The sequence below is a fragment of the Kitasatospora sp. NPDC056181 genome, from assembly GCF_042266225.1.
Taxonomy (GTDB): Bacteria; Actinomycetota; Actinomycetes; order Streptomycetales; family Streptomycetaceae; genus Kitasatospora.
Genome location: NZ_JBHJUK010000022.1, coordinates 58,455 through 77,562 on the forward strand (window position 1 = coordinate 58,455; position 19,108 = coordinate 77,562).

A 19,108-nucleotide genomic window follows, 5' to 3' on the forward strand; every position below is an offset into this window, starting at 1 on the left:
GGCGCTCAGACGGCGGCCGAGCGCCGCCGGGCCGTGGCCCGCCAGAGCGAGACCAGGCTCCCCACGACGAGGACGCCGATCGCCCCGGCCGACACCAGGAACGCCGCGGACCCCGGCTCGCCCGCGCTGGCCGCCGCCGTCACGTAGACCGCCGTGGTCGGGACCACGCCGAGCGCGGTGGCCAGCAGGAACGGCAGGAACCGCACGCCGGAGAAGGCCGCGCCGTAGTTGCCGGCCTGGAACGGCAGCCCGGGCAGCAGGCGCAGCAGCAGCACGCTGCGGAACCCCTGCTCGGTGAACCGCCGGTCGAGCGCGGTCAGCATCCGCCCGCGCAGGTACGGGCGGAGCGCCTCGCGCCCGAGCAGTCGTCCGAGGGCGAAGGCCATCGCGGCCCCGAGTGTCGTGCCGAGCACGGCCAGCAGCACGCCCTGCTGGATGCCGAGCAGCAGCCCCGCCGCCGCGTTGAGGGCCGGCCGCGGTACGAAGGCGAGCGTTCCCACGGCGTAGACCGCGGTGAACGCGGGGGCCAGCCAGTACGCCGGCACCCCGGCGGGCAGTCCGCCGGAGAGCAGCGCCGTCGGGCTCCACAGCAGCAGTGAACCGGCGGCCGCCGCGAGGATCACGATCAGCAGGGCGAACCGCAGCCACGTCGAGCGCGAGCGCGGGCCGGGTGACGGGACCGGCGACGGCGACGGCACGGTCGACGGGGCGGGCGGCGCGGGCCGGGCGGGTGGCGTGGAGTCGGGCACCGCCCGAGCCTAACCGCTGCCCGGGTGGGCCCGGGCCGGCGTGGAGGCCGGCTCCCGGGCACCTCCGCGGCGCCGCGGGCGGCTACGGGGGCGGCTACCGGGGGGGTCCGGCCCCGGGCGGGGCGCGGCTCAGCTCGGCAGGGACGGCCGGCCGGGGCCGGCCAGGAAGGCGAGCAGACGGTGCCAGGAGTCCGAGGCCGCGTCGGCGTGCCCGGCGGCGCCGAGCTCGAAGAAGTTGTGCGGGGCGTGGGGGTAGACCACGAACCGGTGCGGGCAGCCGGCCGCACCGAGGGCCTCCTCGAAGGCGCGGACCGTCTCGGGGGCGATCGACTCGTCGGCACCGCCCCAGAGTGCGAGGACCGGCGCGGTCAGCCCGGGGGCGAGCTGGGTCGGGCCGGGGGCGCCGTTGAGGGTGTCGGGGTAGCCGTAGAAGCCGACCGCGCCGGCCAGGCCGAAGCGGGGCGCCGCCGTCCGGAACGCCTGGCGGCCGCCGAAGCAGAAGCCGAGCGCGACCACCTCGCCGGCGCCGTCCTCGCGCAGCCGGTCGATCCCGGCGTGGATGTCCGCGTCGAGGCCGTCCGGGGTGAGGGCCAGCAGATGGGGCAGCAGGCCGGGCAGCTCGCCGAATTCCCGGGGGCGCTTTTCCGGGTCGGGGCCGGCGGTGCGCCCGAAATAGTCGATCGCCAGTGCCGGATGGCCCTGTTCGGCGAGCCGGACGGCGGTCTTCCGGTAGAAACCGGAAAGTCCCCGGTTGTCCGGCAGGACGAGGACGGCCGGGCCTGCGGGATTCTCCGGTCGGGCCAGGAAGGCGCCGAATCCGGTGCCGTCCCCGGCGGTCAGGGTGAGTGCGGTGGCCTCGGCGATCGCGCTGGTCGGGGGAGTGAAGGCGGGGGGTGCGGCGTCGGCGTCGTAACACACGGGGGGAATTCCTTCGCTGGTCGCTGGTCGCTGGTCGCGGAACGCGGAACCGCCGGGCGGGTGTGCCCGGCGGTTCCCGATATTAGCGAGGAATTCCCTGTGAAACGGCCATCATATCAATCCGAGATTGTTTCCGGAAGGCCTTTCCGGTGTCATTGTGATGACATTCTTCCGGTCCGCGGGCCGCCTTTTCCGTCATCGGCGCGACGGGTCGGCCGGCGGCTCGGCCCGCCGCTTCGCTTCCGAGGGCGCTCCGCCCGCCGCGTCCGGCTCGGCGAGGCGGAGTGCGCCCGCGCTCGGCACCAGGGCGAAGGCGAGGGCGGTGACCACGCCGAAGGAGACGGTGAGCGAGGTGGCCTGGGCGAGCCCGCCGACGATGGCGGGGGCCACCAGGCCGGAGGTGTAGGTGACCGTGGCGACGCCGGCGATGGCCTGGCTGGGGTTGGTGCCGATCCGGCCGGCGGCGGCGAAGGCGAGCGGCACGATCACCGCGATCCCGATGCCGATCAGCGCGAAGCCGGGGATGGCAAGCCCCGGGCTGTCGGCGCCGACCACCAGCAGGCCGCCCGCGGTGGCGACGGCCCCGCCGAGCCTGGTCGCCCGGACGGCGCCGAGGCGGCGGATCACCGCGTCGCCGACCAGCCGGCTGACCGCCATGGTGAGCGAGAACGCCGTGTAGGAGGCGGCCGCGAGGGTGGCCGAGGCGCCGGTGACGTCCTTGAGGTAGACGCCGCTCCAGTCCATCGACGCGCCCTCGGCGAAGACGGCGCAGAAGCCGACCAGTCCGATCACCAGGGAGCTGCGCGGCGGCAGTGCGAACCGCGGCGGGGCCTCGGCCTCCTCGGCCGCCCGGAAGTCGGGCAGGCTGCGGCAGACCGGCTGGGCGAGGGCGGCCAGGACCAGGGCGGTGACGAGCAGCTGGAGCCGGGCGTCGAGGTCCTGGTGGGCGGCGAGGATGCCGAAGCCGGAGGCCAGCAGGCCGCCGACGCTCCACATCCCGTGCAGTCCGGACATGATCGAGCGGCCGAGCCGCTGCTCGACCTCGACGCCCTGCGCGTTCATCGCGACGTCCGCCATGCCGGCCGTCGCGCCGTAGACGAACAGCACCCCGCAGAGGGCCGCGAGCGAGGGGGCGAGGGCGGGCAGGGCCAGCGCGAGGCACCAGACGGTGAGCAGTCCGCGCACCGCGGCCCGCCCGCCGAAGCGGTGGACGAACCGGCCGGCCAGCGGCATCGCGAGGAACGAGCCGATCGCGGGCATCACCAGGGCCAGGCCGAGCTGGCCGGGGGAGAGGCCGAGGCGGTCCTGGATCCACGGGATCCGGGTGACGAAGGTGCCGCCGACGGCGCCGTGCACGGCGAACACCAGGGCGACGGCCGTCCTGGCGCGACGCGGCCGCTCCAGGGTGTCGGGGGCGGCCGGGCCGCGGGGTGGTGCTGCGGTCGGTGTGTCGGTCATCCGGTGTTCCCTCCCGGTCGCGCCGAGGCGCAACGGTGCCCTGTGGGTGGTTCATGCCCCTTTGGGGCGCCGCGGGGCCGTTCGCGTCCCCGCGGCGTCGTTCGATAAATTATCAGGAAGGGACCCTGATAGAAACACTCTGGAAGGATGCACTCCCATGACCACCGCGCGTACGGCCACGCCGAGCACCGCCCGGGCGATCAACGACCGGCTGGCGCTCAACCTGCTGCTCGAACAGGGACCACTGACCGCGACCGAACTGCGCGGCCTCACCGGTCTCTCCCGGCCCACCGTCGCCGACCTGCTGGAACGCCTCCAGCGGACCGGCCTGGTGGCCGTGGTCGGCGAACGCGGGGAACAGCGGCGCGGTCCCAACGCCCGGCTCTACGCCCTCGTGTCCTCCCGGGCCCACATCGGCGCCATCGATGTCCGCGCCGGCGGCGTCAGCCTGGTCGTCGCCGACTTCGCCGGCCAGACCCTGGCCGCCGCGGAGCTGGCCGTCGAGGGGCGCGGCGAGAGCGGCACGGCGGCCCGGATCGTCCAGGCCCTGCTCGACACCACCCGCCGGGCCGGCGTCGAGCAGCTGCACACCGTCGCCGTCGGCGCCCCCGGCCTGGTCGACCCCGCGACCGGCCGGCTCCACAGCACCGGAGCGCTGCCCCCCTGGCACGCCGAACTGCTCACCGCCCTGCGCGAGGTGCCCGGCACCGACGTGATCCTGGAGAACGAGGTCAACCTGGCCGGCCGCGCCGAGTACCGGATCGGTGCTGCCCGGGGCCAGGACACCTTCGTCCTGGTCTGGCTCGGCCACAGCGTCGGCGCCGCCGTGATCATCGACGGGCGGCTGCGGCGAGGAGCCTCCGGCGGCACCGGCGAGATCTGCTTCCTGCCCGTACCGGGCACCGTCGCGCTGCCCAGCGCCACCGACTGCGAGGGCGGCTTCCACGGGCTGGTCGGCAGCGCCGCCGTCTGCGACCTGGCCCGCGCCCACGGCCTGCCGGCCGACCCGGCCGACGACGCGTCCGCCGCCGAGGCCGCCGTCCGGGCCGCGCTCGACGCGCTCGGCGACGGCGGACCGGGCGGGCCGTTCCTGGACGAGCTGGCCGGGCGGATCGCCGTGGGCACCGCCGCCGTCTGCGTGGTCCTCGACCCGGGCTGCGTCGTGCTCGGCGGCGAGATCGGCCGGGCCGGCGGCGCCGAACTCGCCCGTCGCGTGGAGCACCGCCTCGCCGCCCTCTCGCCGCTGCGCACCGAGGTCCGGGCCGGGACGGCCGGCGGCGGGGCGGTGCTCGGCGGCGCCGTCCTCACCGCGGGCGACGCCGTCCGGCGGGACCTCTTCGGCGAGCCGTAGCGGGCGCCGCCGCAAGGCGACCGGCGGCCCTGTGGGGCGGCGGGGCCGGGCGGTGCGGGGTGCTGCGGGGCGCCGTCGGGCGGTGGGGCGAGCCCCGGCGTGCCCCGGGCCGGCCGGGGCGGGAGCGGCTCCGCTTGGCCGGGCGGGCCCCCGGTGCGGCAGGATGGCGGCGACGGCCGGAGCAGTGCCGCCGTCGGTCCCCGTGACACCGAAGTGCCGTCCACGTGACACGAACGCTGCCGTGCCACCGAACCACCGTCAGGAGTCGTACATGGGCCAGCCCGAGGCGCCGGTCAACCCGTACCGGATCGGCGAGGCGGCGGCGATGCTCGGCGTCAGCGCCGACACGATGCGGCGCTGGGTCGACGCGGGCCGGCTCGCCGCCGAGCGGGACGAGCACGGTCACCGGATCATCCCCGGCGCCGAGCTGGCCGCCTTCGCCCGGGAGCTGGCCCGCCCCGAGAACGCCGACGCGGAGGGGCGGCCGTCCTCGGCCCGCAACCGCTTCCCGGGCATCGTCACGCACGTGGTGCTCGGTGACGTCGCCGCGCAGGTCGAGATCCAGGCCGGTCCGTTCCGGGTGGTCTCGCTGATCAGCAGGGAGTCGGCGGAGGAGCTCAACCTGGTGCCCGGCGCGCCCGCGACGGCGGTCATCAAGTCGACCAATGTGATGATCGAACGGCGCTGAGTCCCCGGGCGCAGGGACCTGCCACCGCCGAGACCGCCACCGCAGAGACCCGCCGACGCGCCGCGCGGGCCGCAGTCTTCTGCACCGAGACCAGCCGCCACCCCGGCACCCGCCGACGCACCGCACAGACCCGCCGACGAGAGGACCGCCACCCGATGCCCCGTCCGCCGCTGCCGTCCACCCAGAGTGCCGTGTTCGCGGTCGAGGCGATGGCCGCCCGGCACGGCCGTGAGGTCCGTGCCTCCCACGACATCGGCCGCGACCAGACCTTCGCCGGCCTGGTCGGTGCCGACGGCGCGGGCGCCGGGGGTGGCGGTGCACTCGACGCGGTACCCCACGAGGCGCTGCTGGAGATCGCCGGCCGGCCCGCGATCACCGTCCGGCTCTTCGTCCACGACGAGGCGGTGGTCACCGTCGAGGACATCGCCTTCGACGTGCCGCGCGACAGCGTGCCGGCCTTCCTCGACTCGGTCTGGAGCGGCCTGGTCCACGTCCGGCAGCGGACCTTCCCGCCGTCCTGCACGCTGATCGTCACCGTGCCCGGTGACGCCCCCTACCGCGAGGCCGTCACCTACCACCAGCTGTCCCCGTGGCTCGCCGGGCTGATGCGTTGACCGCCGCCGCTCGGCCGTCCCGCTCGCCGGGCACCGCGCCGGACACCCGGCCGACCCGCTCGCCGGCCACTTTCCCGGACACTCCGAAGAACCTCCCGTCGCCCATCCCGCCGAAGGCCCCGAGGACCGCCACCGCCGTGAACGCACCGACCCCCGCCGACCGCCGCCCCGTTCTCGCCGTCGCCCACCGCGGCGACCCGTTCCGGTACCGCGAGAACACCCTGCCCTCCGTCGAGTCCGCGCTCGCCGCCGGCGCCGACGCCGTCGAGGTCGACGTCCGGCTCACCCGCGACGGCGTGCCCGTCCTGCTCCACGACGAGACCCTCGAACGCCTCTGGGGCGACCCGCGCCCGCTGCGCCGGGTCACCCTCGACCAGCTGGACGGACTGCGGGACGGCGACCTCGCCGTCCCGACCCTGGCCGAGGCGGTCAAGACCGTCGCCGCCACCCCGGCCGCCCGGCTGCTGATCGACCTGGACGACCCGCACCCGGTGGCCGCCACCTGGCAGGCCGTCACCGGTCTCGGCGCCGAGCACCGGGTCGCGTTCTGCGGCCCCGCCACCGCGATGCTCGCCGTCCGCGCCCTCGCCCCGCACGCCGAGATCGCGCTGACCTGGAAGCAGCCGCGGCTGCCCGTCCGCGCCCTGCTGGACGACCTGCGCCCGCAGTACCTCAACCCGCCGTTCGGCCTGGTCAACCCCGACTTCACCGCCGCGGCCCACGACGCCGGACTCGCCGTCTCCACCTGGACCGCCGACCTGCGCCGCACCATGCGCAGGCTCCGCGCGGCCGGCGTGGACTCGATCACCACCAACCGGATCGGCGTCCTGCGCTCCGTCCTGGACGGCAGGCGGTGACCGGTACGGACGTGCTGACCACCCGCGCGCTCGGCCGCGCCCTGCTGGCCCGTCAGCACCTGCTCACCCGGGCCACCGTGACGGCCGCCGAGATGGTCCGCCACCTCGGCGGGCTCCAGGCCCAGGCCGCGCCGCAGCCGCCCTACCTCGGCCTGCTCGCCCGGCTGGACGGCTTCGCCCCCGAGGAGCTGACCGGGCTGATCGAACAGCGCCGGGTCGTCCGGATCGCCCTCCAGCGCGGCACCATCCACCTGGTCACCGCCGACGACTGCCTGTCCCTGCGTCCGCTCGTCCAGCCCGTGCTCGACCAGGGCCTGCGCAGCACCTACGGCAAGCGGCTGGCCGGCCTCGACCTCGACGCGCTCGCCGACGAGGCCCGCGCCCTGGTCGAGGAGGAGCCGCGCACCTTCCAGCAGCTCGGCCCGCTGCTCGCCGCCTCCCGCCCCGGCCGCGACCCGGCGGCGCTCGCGCAGGCCGCGCGATGCCTGCTGCCGCTGGTCCAGGTGCCGCCGCGGGGCCTCTGGGGCCGGGGCGGCGCCGCCGCGCACACCACGGCCGAGCACTGGCTCGGCCGCCCGCTCGACCCGGCCCCCTCGCTGGACGGCCTGGCCCTGCGCTACCTCGCCGCCTTCGGCCCGGCGACCGCCGCCGACCTGCAGAAGTGGTGCGGCCTCACCCGCCTCGGCCCGGTGCTGAAGCGACTCGCCCCCGGCCTGGTCACCTTCCGCGACGAACACGGCCGGCTGCTCTACGACCTGCCGGACGCGCCCCGGCCGGACCCGTCCGTGCCGGCGCCGGTCCGCCTGGTCGCACCCTTCGACAACCTGGTGCTCTCGCACGCCGACCGCTCCCGCGTCCTGCCCGAGGAGTACCGACCGCGACTGATGACCCAGAACGGCCTCGTGTCCGGCATCCTGCTGGTCGACGGCCTGGTCGCCGGTGACTGGCAGTTGGAGGAGGGCGGCCGGGGCGAGGCACGCGCCGTGGTGATCCACCCGTACACGGCGCTGCGGCGGGCCGACCGCCAGGCGGCGGAGAGCGAGGCGGAGCGGGTGCTGGCCTTCGCGGGCGGTGGCGGGGCGGTCCGCTTCGAGGAGCCGGTGTAGCGCGGGCGTTCGAGGTGGTCCGCTTCGGGGTCCGGCGTAGCGCGGGCGGTGGCGGGGCGGCTCGCTTCGGGGGGCCGGTGTGGCGCGGACGTTCGGGGCTCGGGCGGGTGTGCTGGCGCGGGATCCCGATGGGGTGAGTCTCCGGCGGTTCCTCCGTGTACGGCCTGGTCGGAGCCGGTTGAATCGACCCGCCCAGTAGTCGGTGGCGCCCGCGCGGCGCCGCCCGCCAGAGTGGAGTCGACCGTGGCACTCGTACCGAACGGCATCTTCGGCATCCGCAAGCCGAACGAGCAGTTGCTCACGCTGCCGGGGGCCAAGGAGCCCCTGGTCCTCATCCCGCCGGCCGACGGCGAGGTGGAGGCGCAGTCGTGGGAGGTGGAGGAACTGGAGAACGGCAACGTCCTGCTCCGCAACCAGCGGCACCGGACCTTCGCGGGCTACGAGGGCTACCCGCAGGAGAACACGGAGGTCGTCGGCTCGTCCGAGCCCCGGGAGTGGCAGCTCCGCCCGGCGGGGCACCCGGACGTCTTCAAGTTCTACGTGGTGGTCCCCGGCGGGCCGGTCGACGGAACGGAACTGGCCCTCGACATCAGCGTGCTGGACATCTTCCCGACCCGGATCGCTCTGCGGCCGCTGGACGTCAGGAACCAGGAGCAGTCCTGGGACTTCCTGATCCACCTGCCCTAGGTGTTCTGGCCCGTGGGCGTTCGGGCCGGCGGCTCGGTGGCCGGTCCGGGCGCCCTCGTGGGGCGGGCACGCCCGGGGGTCAGAAAACGGGCATTCAATCAGACCGTCTGCTGAGATGGGGCAAACGTGGACTGATCGGCCCAGGCGGAGGTGGAGATGTCGGGGGAGCCCCCGTCCGACGGCGGTCCGGGCGAGCGTCGGGCGGACCACCGCAGGCCGTACCTGATGCTGCCGCCCTCGATCCGCGCGGCGAGCGCCTGGTCGGTGGCGGGCATCCTCCTCATCACCGTCGCCTCGCTGGTCGGCTTCGCCCTGGTCGAACTGCGCGCCGCCACCATCCCGGTCGTCCTCGCACTGCTGGGCACCTCGCTGCTCTACCCCGTGATGCCGTGGATGGTCCGGCGCGGGGTCGGCCGCGGCCTGGCCGCCGGACTCACCTGCGCGCTGCTGGTGCTCGCGGTCGGCGGGGTGATCACCCTGCTGGTCAACTCGTTGGTGCACAGCGCCCCGCAGATCGCCACGGCGCTCCAGCAGGCCGGCGACCGGATCGCCGACTGGCTCGGGCCCTTCGGGGAGAAGATCCGCCACGCGCTGGACAACGCCAAGGGCGAGACCAGTTCCCTGGTCACCACCGTCACCAGCGGCGTGCTCTCCGGGCTCGGGTTCGCCACCCAGATCCTCACCGGCGGCGTCCTCGCCCTCGCCCTGGTCTTCTTCTTCCTCCGCGACGGCCACCGCACCGCCGACGCCCTCCGCTCGTACCTCCCGGCCGGCATCGCCGACACGGTCGTCGCCTGCGCCGACCGCGCCTTCGACGCGATGGCCGGCTTCATGCGCGGCACCACGCTGATCGCCCTGATCGACGCCTTCTTCATCACCATCGGCCTGCTGCTGCTCGGTGTCCCCGGAGCCCCGGGGCTCGGCGCGCTGGTCTTCATGGGCGCCTACATCCCGTTCATCGGGGCGTTCCTCTCCGGCACGGTCGCCGTCCTGGTCGCGCTCGCCGAGGGCGGGCTCGGCACGGCGCTGTGGGCGCTCGGCGTGGTGCTCGCCGTCCAGGCGATCGAGGGCAACATCCTCCAGCCGCTGATCCAGAGCCGCACCGTCGAACTGCACCCGGCCACCATCATGGTCGCCGTGATGGCGGGTTCGGGCCTGGCCGGCATCCTCGGCGCCCTGCTGGCCGTCCCGTTCTGCGCCGCCGGCGTCGGTGTCATCTCCGTCCTGCGCGGCGACACCGGCGAACCGCGCCGTGGCAGCCGCCGCGGTGTGAAGGGCGAGCGGGCGCCCGTCCGGGAGTAGCCGGGCCTCAGGAGTGGCCGGGCCTCGGGGGCCGCTCCGTGCGCCCGGGTGTGCGCAGGGGGTGTGCCCGGAGGCCGCTGCCGGCGGGGCCGGTGGCGCTTGTCGTGCGGGCGGGGAGTGTGCGAGAGTGCTAATGCGACGCCAGTCGCAATAGTGAAGGGGTGGGGGAACGGATGACTTTCGAGCGGGTCCCGGTGTCGGACGGCCGGGCCGGGCCGTACGGGGTCGCGATCGGGCCGGACGGCGCGGTCTGGTTCACGCTGGTGCACGCCGGGGAGATCGGGCGGCTGGCGGCGGACGGGTCGGTGCGGCGCTTCGGGCTGGGGGCGCCCGGGTGCGGGCCGTCGGTGATCACGGCGGGGCCGGACGGCGCGCTCTGGTTCACCCGCATGCGGGACCACCGGATCGGGCGGATCGGGGTCGACGGGCGGGAGCGGTCGTTCGGGCTGCCGACGGAGGACGCCGGGCCGTTCGGGATCGCCGCCGGGGCCGACGGGGCGCTCTGGTTCACGGAGCTGAACGCCGGTCGGATCGGGCGGATCACCGTGGACGGCGAGGTGACGGAGTACCCGCTGCCGGTGGACGGCGCCTTCCCGTCGATGATCACCGCGGGGCCGGACGGCGCGCTCTGGTTCACGCTCAACCAGGCCCACGCCGTCGGCCGGATCACCGTCGACGGGCGGATCACGGTGCATCCGCTGCCCACCGAGGGGGCCGCGCCCGTCGGCATCGCCGCGGGCGGCGACGGCGCGCTCTGGTGCGTCGAGATCGGCGCCGGCCAGGTCGCGAGGGTCGCCGTCGACGGCACGGCGGCCGAGTACCCGCTGCCCGACCGGGCCGCCCGCCCGCACGCCGTCGCGGCCGGCCCGGACGGGCGCCTCTGGTTCACGGAGTGGGGCGGCAACCGGATCGGCTCGCTCACCCCGGACGGCGGCTACCAGGGGTACGAGCTGCCGGTCGCGGGCGCGGAGCCGCACGGCATCGCCGTCGGGCCGGACGGTTCCGTGTACGCGGCGCTGGAGATCGGCGAGATCGCGCGCCTGACGCCGTGACGCCGTGACACCGTGACGTCCTGAGGTCCTGACGCCCAGCGGCCCTGACGTCCTGAGGCCCCGACGCCCTGAGCGCCCCTGAACGCGCGGGCCGGTCCGGGCGGCACGCAGGGGGCGCCGCACCCTCGCCGGAGGCGTTCAGGGCCGGCCGCCGCCCGCGAGGTCGCCCTCACCGTCGGCCCCCGCCTCGCGCGGGGCCCCGGGCAGGGCCTGGGCCCCGTACCGGTCGGCGAGCTCGCGGACGGTCGCCGCGAGGCGGGCCCGCAGGGCGGGCGGTTCCAGGACCTCCACGTCGGCGCCCAGTTTCAGGAACTCGCCGTGGGCGTGGTCGACCGACTCGATCGGCACGGCCGCCCTGGTCCAGCCGTCCGCCTCCACCACCCCGCCGGCCGCGACCGCCTGCCCGGCCGCGTGGCCCAGCTGCTCGCGGACCCGGGCGGTGCCGCGCGGCGACAGCCGGACCACCGCCTCCGCGGTGTGCAGCCGCGCGTGGAAGTCGGCGAGCCGGTCCCGCCAGTGGGCCGCCAGGTCGAAGCCCGCCGGTGGCTCGAACTGCTCCTCCAGGGAGCGCAGTTCGACGATCTGGTCGACCCGGTAGGTGCGCGCGTCGCCGCCGTCCGCGGCGGCGACCAGGTACCAGCGGCCGGCCTTGAGGACCAGCCCGTACGGCTCCAGCCGCCGTTCGACCTCGGTGGGCGCCGTCCACCGCCGGTAGCGCACCCACACCGCGTGCCGGCCCCAGACGGCGGCGGCCACGGCCGCGAGGTGCCGGGTGTCGTCCGCCTTCCCGTACCAGCCGGGCGCGTCGAGGTGGAAGCGCTGCTGGATCCGCTCCGCCTGCTCCCGCAGCTCCGCCGGGAGGGCGGCCCGCAGCTTGAGCTGGGCGGCCACCAGCTGCTCGCCGAGGCCCAGCTCGGCCGCCGGGCCCGGCAGCCCGGTCAGGAAGACCGCCTGCGCCTCCTCGGCCGTCAGCCCCGTGAGTCGGGTGCGGTAGCCGTCGAGCAGCCGGTAGCCGCCGCCGTGCCCGGCGTCCCCGTACAGCGGGATGCCCGCCGCCGCGAGCGCCTCGACGTCCCGGTAGACCGTCCGGACCGAGACCTCCAGCTCGTCGGCGAGCTGATGGGCGGTCATCCGCCCCCGGTTCTGCAGGAGCAGGAGCAACGAGATCAGTCGGCCGGCGCGCACGGCTCCCAGTATCCACTGACAGGAGGTGGCAGTGGACCGGCCCTAGCCTCCGGGCCATGAACGACTTCGACTTCCTTCACGGCTCCTGGGACGTGGCCAACCGCAGGCTGACCGGGCCTCTGACCGGCGGCGACAGCTGGGAGGAGTTCCCCGGCCACGCCGTCGTCCGCCCGCTGTTCGGCGGGAACGGCAACATCGACGAGATCACCTTTCCGACCCTGGGGCGCCAGGGCGTGACCCTCCGCCTCTTCGACCGGGAACGGAAGGAGTGGTCCATCCACTGGGCCGACAGCCGCACCGGCCGGCTCGACCCGCCCGTCGTCGGCGGCTTCACCGGCGACCGTGGCGACTTCCACGGCGAGGACACCTACCGCGGCCTGCCGATCCGCGTCCACTTCGTCTGGTGGCGGCTGACCGCCGACTCGGCTCGCTGGGAGCAGGAGTTCTCGGCGGACGGCGGGCGGAGCTGGGAGCTCAACTGGGTCATGGAGCTGACCCGGACCCGGTCCGAGGACGCCTCGTGACCATCGTCGAACTCCGGCAGTACACCCTGCGCCCGGGCGCCCGCGACACCCTGATCGAGCTCTTCGAGCGGGAGTTCGTGACCGGTCAGGAGGCCGCCGGCATCACCGTCGGCGGCCGGTTCCGGGACCTCGACGACCCGGACCGCTTCGTCTGGCTGCGAAGCTTTCCGGACATGACGGAACGGGCGAGGGCGCTGCGGGCCTTCTACTACGGCCCGGTCTGGCAGGCCCACCGCGACGCGGCCAACGCCACCATGCTGGACTCGGACGACGTCCTGCTGCTGCGCGGTCCGGGCTTCACCGTTCCGGACGGTGCCGGGCAGGTCGTCGCGACCGTCTGCCACCCGTGGGACACCACCGCCTTCGCCGGCCACGTCGAGCGGCGGCTGCGCCCGGAGGCCGTCGCCGGGACGCCGCCGCTCGCCCTTCACCGCACCGAGCACGCGGAGAACGACTTCCCCGCCCTGCCCGTGCGGACGGGCGAGGACGTCCTGGTGTGGTTCACCGTGGGGGACGCGCCACCGCTTCCGGACCTCTCCGCGCACCTGAAGGCTGCGCCGCAGCGGTTGCACCTGTCGCCGGTCTCCTGACGCCCGCCGCGCTCGCCGTGGACGGCGGCCCGCGCGCCCACGGCCGGCCCGCGCCCCGGGACCGCACGGCGGTTCCGGGGCGCGGGAGGTTCAGCGCCTGGCGACCAGCAGCTGGGTGGCCACCGCGGGCCGGCCGTTCATGGTGCGCACCGGCAGCTCGCGCTCGGCGACCGGTTCGAACGCGCCGAGCAGTTCGTCCAGCCACTCCCGGGTGTGGTGGCGGCAGACCGCGCCGTCACCGGTCTCGAACACCCCGTACCGGCCGTACCGTTCGGCGAACTCCGCGTACCGGTCGCGGTTGCGGGCGTCGGGCTGGAGGCAGAGGTCGCTGACGTAGAGCAGGCCGCCCGGCCGCAGTACCCGGTGCAGTTCGGCGACCAGTTCACGCTGCCCGTCGTCGCCCGGCACACAGGTGAGGACGGCGAACAGCAGCGCCGCGTCGAGGGTGCCGTCGGGGTGGGCCAGCCGGGGCGGGTCGGTCAGCACGGTGAACCGGGCGGCGGGCTGCTCGGCCCGGGCGCGGGCGACGAGCTCGGGCGCGATGTCCACGCCCTCGACGTCGGTGAAGCCGAGTACGGCCAGTTCTCCGGCGAGCCGGCCGTAGCCGCAGCCGTAGTCGAGGACGGCCGCCGCACGGTCGAGCCGCGCCAGCCACTCCGGGTGGAGCGGGTGCCCGAAGGTCTTCGCCGTGCCGGTGGAGTTCCAGTAGTCCGACTGGTTGTCGAGAGCAGGCATGATCCGATCCTCGCACACCGCTCACGGGGCGGGGCAGGACAGGGCGGCCGGGGGTCATGGGGCCGTTCGGCCCTTGTCCGGTTCGGAGCGGCGGAGGGATCGTGATCGCGCGCCGGTGTGTGCGCCGGGCGCGCCGGGGGCAGACGTGGCAGGACGTGAAAGTACGGAAGTCCGAGTGGCGGGACGGGAGAGGCCGGAGATGGGTGAGTTGATCACGGTGCAGGTGTGCGAGGGGATGCCGGGAGGCGTGGCGGCCGACGCCAGGGCCCGGATCGCGGCCGTGGTGAACGGGGCCGACGCCTTGGTGGAGGCGCTGCGGGTTCGGGTGGGCGCGGTCGGCACGGGGGGAGCGGTCGGCACGGGGGGAGCGACCGGCGCCGCGGGCGCGGCGACGGTGCTGGCACAGGTCAACGCCGAGGTGGACGGCCGGCGGATCAGGGTCCAGGAGAGCGCCGCCGACCTCGGCGAGGCGCTGGACCGGCTGGCGGACGGCCTGCGCGGCCGGATCGCCACCGCCGCCTCCGGCTGGGCGCCCCGGCCCTGGTCCCGCCGGACGCGTGCCCGGGGGCCGTTCGCCGGCGTCACCGGGCAGGTCGCGCCCCGGAGCGGACGCGGGCTCGTACGGGCCGGCGCGGGGCTGCTCGGGGCCGACCCCTGCACCGAAGTGCCGTACGGCGCACGGCCGGAGCGGATCGTCCGCCGCAAGCGCGCCGCCCTGGTGTGGTGTTCGCCGGACGCGGCGGCCCGGACCATGGACGCGATGGACTTCGACATCCACCTGTTCACCGACCCGGCCACCGAGACCGACGCGGTCGTCTACCGGGTCGGCCCCACCGGCTACCGGCTGGCCCGCACGACGGCCGCCGCCCCACCGACAAGGCCGGCCGTCCCGCTCACGGTGAGCCCCTGTGGCGCACCGGAGTTGACGGAGGAGCGGGCGGTGGAGCGGCTCTCCGGGGCGGACCTCCCGTTCCTCTTCTTCGCCCAGCCCGGCACCCGGCGCGGGCGCGTGCTCTACCGGCGCCACGACGGCGGGCTCGGCCTGATAGCGGCCACCCCGTGAGCGGCGAGGCCGGGCGGGCCGGACTGCTGCTGGCCGCCGAGGTGCCGCCGCGCCACCTGGTGCCGGTCGAACGCGCAGAGGCACTACGGCTGTTGGGCGGCGCACCGTTCGGGCGGATCGTGTTCACCGCACGGGCGCTGCCGGCCATCAGGCCCGTCAACCACCTGCTCGTCGACGACGAGATCGTGATCCGCACCCACGACGGCGCGGCGCTGACCATGGAGGCGCTGGGGGCGGACGCGGCCGGTGTCGTGGTCGCCTACGAGGCGGACGCCATCGACCCGTTGACCCGTCTGGGCTGGAGCGTGGTCGTCACCGGCTACGCCCGGCCGGTCACCGATCCCGGGCAACTCGCACGCTACCGTGCGCTGTTGAGCCCGTGGGTGGCGTCCGCGATGGACCACACGGTGGCGATCCGGCCCGACCTGGTCACCGGCTACCGGCTCACCGAGGACCCGCCCGGCGTCGCGTAGCGGTCCGGGACAGCACCGGTGCCGGCGGGGGAGTGCGTACCGACTCCCCGGCCGGCACCGGTGTTTCGGCATGCCCGGCGGCGGTGCGGCGGTGCGGCGGGGCGGGGCGGGGCGGGGCGGGGCGGGGCGGTGGAGCGGTGAAGCGGTGAAGCGGCGGGACGGTGGAGCGGTGGGGCGCGTGCGTGTGGTGCGCGTCGTGGGTATGGGCGGCCGGCGCGGTCGGCGCCGTGGCGGAAGTCCCGGTCGGCGGCCCCGGAGGGAGGCCCACCGGCCCGGGACGGCTGGGTCCAACGGCCCTGGGGCGCGGCGGTTCCGAGCTTCGATCATGGATCGCCACCATCCGCAGAGGTTTTCGAAGGAGTGCGTCCTTGAGTGCCATAGAGGCAAGGGGCGACAGCGCGCCGCAGCCGTCCGCAGCACGGCCGGGAGGGGGACCGGTCCGTCGGCCCGGATCCGCCCTGGTGAGGTTGCTGACGACCACCGACCACAAGACGATCGGCTCGATGTACCTGGTGTCGGCGTTCGGGTTCTTCCTGATCGGCGGCGTCCTCGCGCTGGTCATGCGCGCCGAACTCGCCCGGCCGGGGACGCAGATCCTCTCCAACGAGCAGTTCAACCAGGCCTTCACCATGCACGGTTCGGTGATGCTGCTGCTCTTCGCGATGCCGCTGTTCACGGGCTTCGCCAACTGGATCATGCCGCTCCAGATCGGCGCCCCGGACGTCGCCTTCCCGCGGCTGAACATGCTGGCCTACTGGCTGTTCATGTTCGGCTCGCTGATCGCCGCGGCCGGCTTCGCCACCCCGCAGGGCGCCGCCGACTTCGGCTGGTTCCTCTACGCGCCGCTCTCCGACGCGATCCACTCGCCCGGCGTGGGCGCCGACATGTGGATCATGGGCGTCACGCTCTCCGGCTTCGGCAGCATCCTCGGTGCGGTCAACTTCATCACCACGATCATCTGCATGCGCGCCCCGGGCCTGACCATGTTCCGGATGTCCATCTTCTGCTGGAACGTGCTGCTGACCGCGGTCCTCGTCCTGATGGTCTTCCCGGTGCTCGCCGCCGCGCTGCTGGCGCTGGAGTGCGACCGCAAGTTCGGCTCGCACGTCTTCGACCCGGCCAACGGCGGCGCGATGCTCTGGCAGCACCTGTTCTGGTTCTTCGGCCATCCCGAGGTGTACATCCTCGCCCTGCCGTTCTTCGGGATCGTGTCGGAGGTCATCCCGGTCTTCTCCCGCAAGCCGATGTTCGGCTACGCGGGCCTGATCGCCGCCACCGTCGCCATCGCGGGCCTCTCGGTCACGGTCTGGGCGCACCACATGTACGTGACGGGCCAGGTACTGCTGCCCTTCTTCTCCTTCATGACCTTCCTGATCGCCGTGCCGACCGGCGTCAAGTTCTTCAACTGGGTCGGGACGATGTGGAAGGGCTCGCTGAGCTTCGAGACCCCGATGCTCTGGACCGTCGGCTTCCTCGTCACCTTCCTGTTCGGCGGCCTGACGGGCGTGCTGCTGGCCGCGCCGCCGATCGACTTCCACGTCTCCGACTCGTACTTCGTCGTCGCGCACTTCCACTACACGCTGTTCGGAACCGTGGTGTACGCGATGATGGCGGGCTTCCACTTCTGGTGGCCCAAGATGACCGGGAAGATGCTGGACGAGCGGCTCGGGCGGATCAGCTTCTGGACGCTCACCATCGGCTTCCACACCACCTTCCTGGTCCAGCACTGGCTGGGCGCCGAGGGCATGCCGCGCCGCTACGCCGACTACCTGGCCTCGGACGGCTTCACCGCCCTCAACACGGTCTCCACCCTCGGCTCGTTCCTGCTGGGCCTGTCGATCCTGCCGTTCCTCTACAACGTCTGGAAGACCGCCAAGTACGGCGAGAAGGTCACCGTGGACGACCCCTGGGGATACGGCCGTTCGCTGGAGTGGGCCACCTCCTGCCCGCCGCCGCGGCACAACTTCGTCACCCTGCCGCGCATCCGTTCCGAGTCCCCGGCCTTCGACCTGCACCACCCGGAGATCGCCGCCCGCGACCACCTGGAGAACAACGGCGAGCCGGCGAAGCACCTGGCCGGCGTGGTCCCCGCGAACTACGACGTCCCGGCGCCGCGCCGCCGGGCACTGAAGACACCGTCGGACTGACCGACGGCCCCGAACGCCGTCCCCGCCCGCACCGATGCCCCCGGGCGGGCGGGGACGGCCCCCGGGGAGCGTCCCTCCCCGGAGTCGAACCCACCGGCTGAGGAGTGCCCACCATGCACCACACCGTTCTGGCGATCGGCACCGCCGCCGTGACCGCGTCCGGCTGCGTCTGGTACCTGCCCGCCATCGCCGACCTCCAGGCGGGTGACGACCGCCCCCGGTCCGCCCGCACCGCCGCCGCGGCCTGCGTCCTCTGGTGGGCCGCCCTGGCCATGGCCGGCGGACTCCTGCTGGTGGTGCCGGGGTGGGAGCCCGCCGCCCGGCTCGCCCTGGCGGGCCTGGTGGCCGGCGTCATCCTGCGGATCCGCGCCCACCGGCAGCGCCGCGCCGAGCTGCGCGAGGACGGCCTCCGCTGGGCGATGCTCGACGCCGGCCCCGCACCGCGCATCCCGCGCCCCGGCCGGGGGCCCGGCGCCCGCGTGCTGCTGGGCTGGCTGCTCGTCGGCCTCGCGGTCTCCTCGCTCGGCGCCGTCTCCATCCTGCTGTCCGGCGGCGGCCCGCTCGCACCGCGCCTCGCCACCGCGGCGGGCAGCGCGGCCGTGGTCTGCGCGGCCTTCCTGCTGATCGGCGTGGGCAACGTGCGCCGCCACCACTCCTGAACACCGCCGGACGGCGGCGCGCCGGGACGTGCGGATGCATCAGGTCGCCAGCCCTAGCCCCAGCCCTAGCCCCAGCCCCAGCCCCAGCACCGGTCCCCGGTCGTCGGTCCCCGGGCCGAATGGGGTCCTTGGGCCCTGGGGCGGCGCGGCCCGGTCGGGGATGATGCGGAGGGCCCGCAGCTGGTGCGTGCCGCGGACGAGGAAGGCGGAGCCGCACGATGGCGAGCGAGACGACCGGCACCGGGGAGCCCGCACCGGTCAGGGTGTTCCTGCTGGACGACCACGAGGTGGTGCGCCGGGGAGTCCACGACCTGCTGGACGGCGAGCCGGACCTGGAGGTGATCGGCGAGGCGGCCACCGCGGAGCAGGCTCTCGTCAGGGTGCCCGCGCTGCGCCCCGACGTCGCCGTCCTGGACGTGCGGCTCGGCGACGGTGACGGCGTGGCCGTCTGCCGCGAACTGCGTTCCCGCATGCCCGACCTCGCCTGTCTGATGCTCACCTCCTTCGACGACGAGGAGGCGCTGCTCGACGCCGTGATGGCCGGCGCCGCCGGGTACGTCCTCAAGCAGATCAGCGGCACCGACCTGGTCGCGGCCGTGCGCACCGTCGCCTCCGGCCGCTCGATGCTCGATCCCGGCGCCGCGACGCGCCTGCTCAACCGGCTGCGCAACGACGCCGGACCGGCGCAGCCGGCCTCGCACGGGCCGGAGCTGACCGTGCGCGAGCAGGAGGTGCTGGCGCTGATCGGCGAGGGGCTGACCAATCGCCAGATCGGCGAGCGGCTCTACCTCGCCGAGAAGACGGTGAAGAACCACGTCTCGCGGCTGCTGGCCAAGCTGGGGGTGGAGCGGCGCGTCCAGGCCGCACTGATCGCCACCGAGGTGCGCCGGGCCGGCGAGGCCGCGCAGCCGGCCCGACTGCGGACGCCCGGAGGCCTGCGCGGCTGAACC

General features: G+C 75.0%; 20 protein-coding genes. 15 read left to right on the plus strand and 5 right to left on the minus strand.

What is annotated here, in order from left to right; genetic code table 11:
- Nucleotides 1–5: 5 nt before the first annotated feature.
- The 3 genes from ACFC1F_RS11955 to ACFC1F_RS11965 form a co-directional block, all read right to left on the minus strand.
- Nucleotides 6–749: a TVP38/TMEM64 family protein gene (locus ACFC1F_RS11955; protein ID WP_376157466.1), complete on the minus strand. Its 744-nt coding sequence runs from the start codon at nt 747–749 to the stop codon at nt 6–8.
- A gap of 129 nt (nt 750–878) precedes the next feature.
- Nucleotides 879–1,667 (minus strand): dienelactone hydrolase family protein, encoded by a 789-nt coding sequence (locus ACFC1F_RS11960; RefSeq protein WP_376157467.1) that lies wholly within the window; start codon nt 1,665–1,667, stop codon nt 879–881.
- A 195-nt stretch (nt 1,668–1,862) separates the two neighbouring features.
- Nucleotides 1,863–3,125, minus strand: a complete 1,263-nt coding sequence (locus tag ACFC1F_RS11965; protein WP_376157468.1) for an MFS transporter — start codon at nt 3,123–3,125, stop codon at nt 1,863–1,865.
- 157 nt (nt 3,126–3,282) lie between these two features.
- On the opposite strand from ACFC1F_RS11965, the gene ACFC1F_RS11970 reads away from it, so the two are divergent.
- The 8 genes from ACFC1F_RS11970 to ACFC1F_RS12005 all read left to right on the plus strand — a co-directional run bounded on the left by ACFC1F_RS11970 (nt 3,283) and on the right by ACFC1F_RS12005 (nt 10,782).
- The gene (locus tag ACFC1F_RS11970; protein ID WP_376157470.1) at nt 3,283–4,476 is read left to right on the plus strand and encodes an ROK family transcriptional regulator; all 1,194 of its coding nucleotides are present in this window, start codon (nt 3,283–3,285) and stop codon (nt 4,474–4,476) included.
- Between the two features lie 271 nt (nt 4,477–4,747).
- The gene (locus tag ACFC1F_RS11975; RefSeq protein ID WP_174315807.1) at nt 4,748–5,164 is read left to right on the plus strand and encodes a molybdopterin-binding protein; all 417 of its coding nucleotides are present in this window, start codon (nt 4,748–4,750) and stop codon (nt 5,162–5,164) included.
- Between the two features lie 155 nt (nt 5,165–5,319).
- Complete coding sequence (locus ACFC1F_RS11980) at nt 5,320–5,778, plus strand: hypothetical protein (protein WP_376157472.1); 459 nt, start codon at nt 5,320–5,322, stop codon at nt 5,776–5,778.
- Between the two features lie 137 nt (nt 5,779–5,915).
- Complete coding sequence (locus tag ACFC1F_RS11985; RefSeq protein ID WP_376157473.1) at nt 5,916–6,635, plus strand: glycerophosphodiester phosphodiesterase; 720 nt, start codon at nt 5,916–5,918, stop codon at nt 6,633–6,635.
- Nucleotides 6,632–7,741 carry a winged helix DNA-binding domain-containing protein gene (locus ACFC1F_RS11990; RefSeq protein ID WP_376157475.1) on the plus strand — a complete coding sequence of 370 codons (1,110 nt, stop codon included), beginning with the start codon at nt 6,632–6,634 and terminating at the stop codon, nt 7,739–7,741. The genes ACFC1F_RS11985 and ACFC1F_RS11990 overlap by 4 nt, the downstream gene beginning before the upstream one ends.
- Before the next feature lie 243 nt (nt 7,742–7,984).
- Nucleotides 7,985–8,428, plus strand: coding sequence for a hypothetical protein (locus ACFC1F_RS11995; RefSeq protein ID WP_209414178.1), 444 nt, complete (start codon nt 7,985–7,987; stop codon nt 8,426–8,428).
- A gap of 156 nt (nt 8,429–8,584) precedes the next feature.
- Nucleotides 8,585–9,730 (plus strand): AI-2E family transporter, encoded by a 1,146-nt coding sequence (locus ACFC1F_RS12000; protein WP_376157476.1) that lies wholly within the window; start codon nt 8,585–8,587, stop codon nt 9,728–9,730.
- Nucleotides 9,731–9,903: 173 nt separating this feature from the next.
- Nucleotides 9,904–10,782: a virginiamycin B lyase gene (locus ACFC1F_RS12005; protein WP_376157477.1), complete on the plus strand. Its 879-nt coding sequence runs from the start codon at nt 9,904–9,906 to the stop codon at nt 10,780–10,782.
- A gap of 138 nt (nt 10,783–10,920) precedes the next feature.
- Here the strand turns inward: ACFC1F_RS12005 and ACFC1F_RS12010 are convergent, their stop codons facing one another.
- Entirely contained in the window at nt 10,921–11,967 is a 1,047-nt protein-coding gene (locus tag ACFC1F_RS12010; protein WP_376157479.1) for a helix-turn-helix transcriptional regulator, read from the minus strand.
- 56 nt (nt 11,968–12,023) lie between these two features.
- Between ACFC1F_RS12010 and ACFC1F_RS12015 the strand changes: the two genes are divergently transcribed.
- The gene (locus tag ACFC1F_RS12015) at nt 12,024–12,491 is read left to right on the plus strand and encodes a hypothetical protein (protein WP_209414181.1); all 468 of its coding nucleotides are present in this window, start codon (nt 12,024–12,026) and stop codon (nt 12,489–12,491) included.
- A complete protein-coding gene (locus tag ACFC1F_RS12020; RefSeq protein WP_376157481.1) occupies nt 12,488–13,081 on the plus strand; it encodes an NIPSNAP family protein in 594 nt (197 codons plus the stop codon). Before ACFC1F_RS12015 ends, ACFC1F_RS12020 begins: the two co-directional genes overlap by 4 nt.
- A 90-nt stretch (nt 13,082–13,171) precedes the next feature.
- Here the strand turns inward: ACFC1F_RS12020 and ACFC1F_RS12025 are convergent, their stop codons facing one another.
- A complete protein-coding gene (locus ACFC1F_RS12025; protein WP_376157483.1) occupies nt 13,172–13,816 on the minus strand; it encodes a methyltransferase domain-containing protein in 645 nt (214 codons plus the stop codon).
- Between the two features lie 199 nt (nt 13,817–14,015).
- Here ACFC1F_RS12025 and ACFC1F_RS12030 point away from each other — a divergent pair, with 199 nt between their 5' ends.
- From ACFC1F_RS12030 to ACFC1F_RS12050, 5 genes are all read left to right on the plus strand, one after another.
- Nucleotides 14,016–14,879 (plus strand): sigma 54 modulation/S30EA ribosomal C-terminal domain-containing protein, encoded by an 864-nt coding sequence (locus ACFC1F_RS12030; protein WP_376157484.1) that lies wholly within the window; start codon nt 14,016–14,018, stop codon nt 14,877–14,879.
- Nucleotides 14,880–14,902: 23 nt separating this feature from the next.
- A complete protein-coding gene (locus ACFC1F_RS12035) occupies nt 14,903–15,352 on the plus strand; it encodes a pyridoxamine 5'-phosphate oxidase family protein (RefSeq protein ID WP_209414278.1) in 450 nt (149 codons plus the stop codon).
- A 461-nt stretch (nt 15,353–15,813) separates the two neighbouring features.
- Nucleotides 15,814–17,499 carry a cytochrome c oxidase subunit I gene (ctaD, locus tag ACFC1F_RS12040; protein ID WP_376157485.1) on the plus strand — a complete coding sequence of 562 codons (1,686 nt, stop codon included), beginning with the start codon at nt 15,814–15,816 and terminating at the stop codon, nt 17,497–17,499.
- 113 nt (nt 17,500–17,612) lie between these two features.
- Nucleotides 17,613–18,158 (plus strand): hypothetical protein, encoded by a 546-nt coding sequence (locus ACFC1F_RS12045; protein WP_376157486.1) that lies wholly within the window; start codon nt 17,613–17,615, stop codon nt 18,156–18,158.
- Between the two features lie 218 nt (nt 18,159–18,376).
- Complete coding sequence (locus tag ACFC1F_RS12050; protein ID WP_209414187.1) at nt 18,377–19,105, plus strand: response regulator transcription factor; 729 nt, start codon at nt 18,377–18,379, stop codon at nt 19,103–19,105.
- Nucleotides 19,106–19,108 lie beyond the last annotated feature (3 nt).

Bases quoted from the DNA above. Each gene is read 5' to 3' on its own strand.
- ACFC1F_RS11970 (WP_376157470.1), top strand. From the start codon at position 3,283: ATGACCACCGCGCGTACGGCCACGCCGAGCACCGCCCGGGCGATCAAC.
- ACFC1F_RS11975 (WP_174315807.1), top strand. From the start codon at position 4,748: ATGGGCCAGCCCGAGGCGCCGGTCAACCCGTACCGGATCGGCGAGGCG.
- ACFC1F_RS12045 (WP_376157486.1), top strand. From the start codon at position 17,613: ATGCACCACACCGTTCTGGCGATCGGCACCGCCGCCGTGACCGCGTCC.
- ACFC1F_RS12015 (WP_209414181.1), top strand. From the start codon at position 12,024: ATGAACGACTTCGACTTCCTTCACGGCTCCTGGGACGTGGCCAACCGC.
- ACFC1F_RS12030 (WP_376157484.1), top strand. From the start codon at position 14,016: ATGGGTGAGTTGATCACGGTGCAGGTGTGCGAGGGGATGCCGGGAGGC.
- ACFC1F_RS12000 (WP_376157476.1), top strand. From the start codon at position 8,585: ATGTCGGGGGAGCCCCCGTCCGACGGCGGTCCGGGCGAGCGTCGGGCG.
- ACFC1F_RS12005 (WP_376157477.1), top strand. From the start codon at position 9,904: ATGACTTTCGAGCGGGTCCCGGTGTCGGACGGCCGGGCCGGGCCGTAC.
- ACFC1F_RS12050 (WP_209414187.1), top strand. From the start codon at position 18,377: ATGGCGAGCGAGACGACCGGCACCGGGGAGCCCGCACCGGTCAGGGTG.
- ACFC1F_RS11980 (WP_376157472.1), top strand. From the start codon at position 5,320: ATGCCCCGTCCGCCGCTGCCGTCCACCCAGAGTGCCGTGTTCGCGGTC.
- ACFC1F_RS12025 (WP_376157483.1), bottom strand. From the start codon at position 13,816: ATGCCTGCTCTCGACAACCAGTCGGACTACTGGAACTCCACCGGCACG.
- ACFC1F_RS11965 (WP_376157468.1), bottom strand. From the start codon at position 3,125: ATGACCGACACACCGACCGCAGCACCACCCCGCGGCCCGGCCGCCCCC.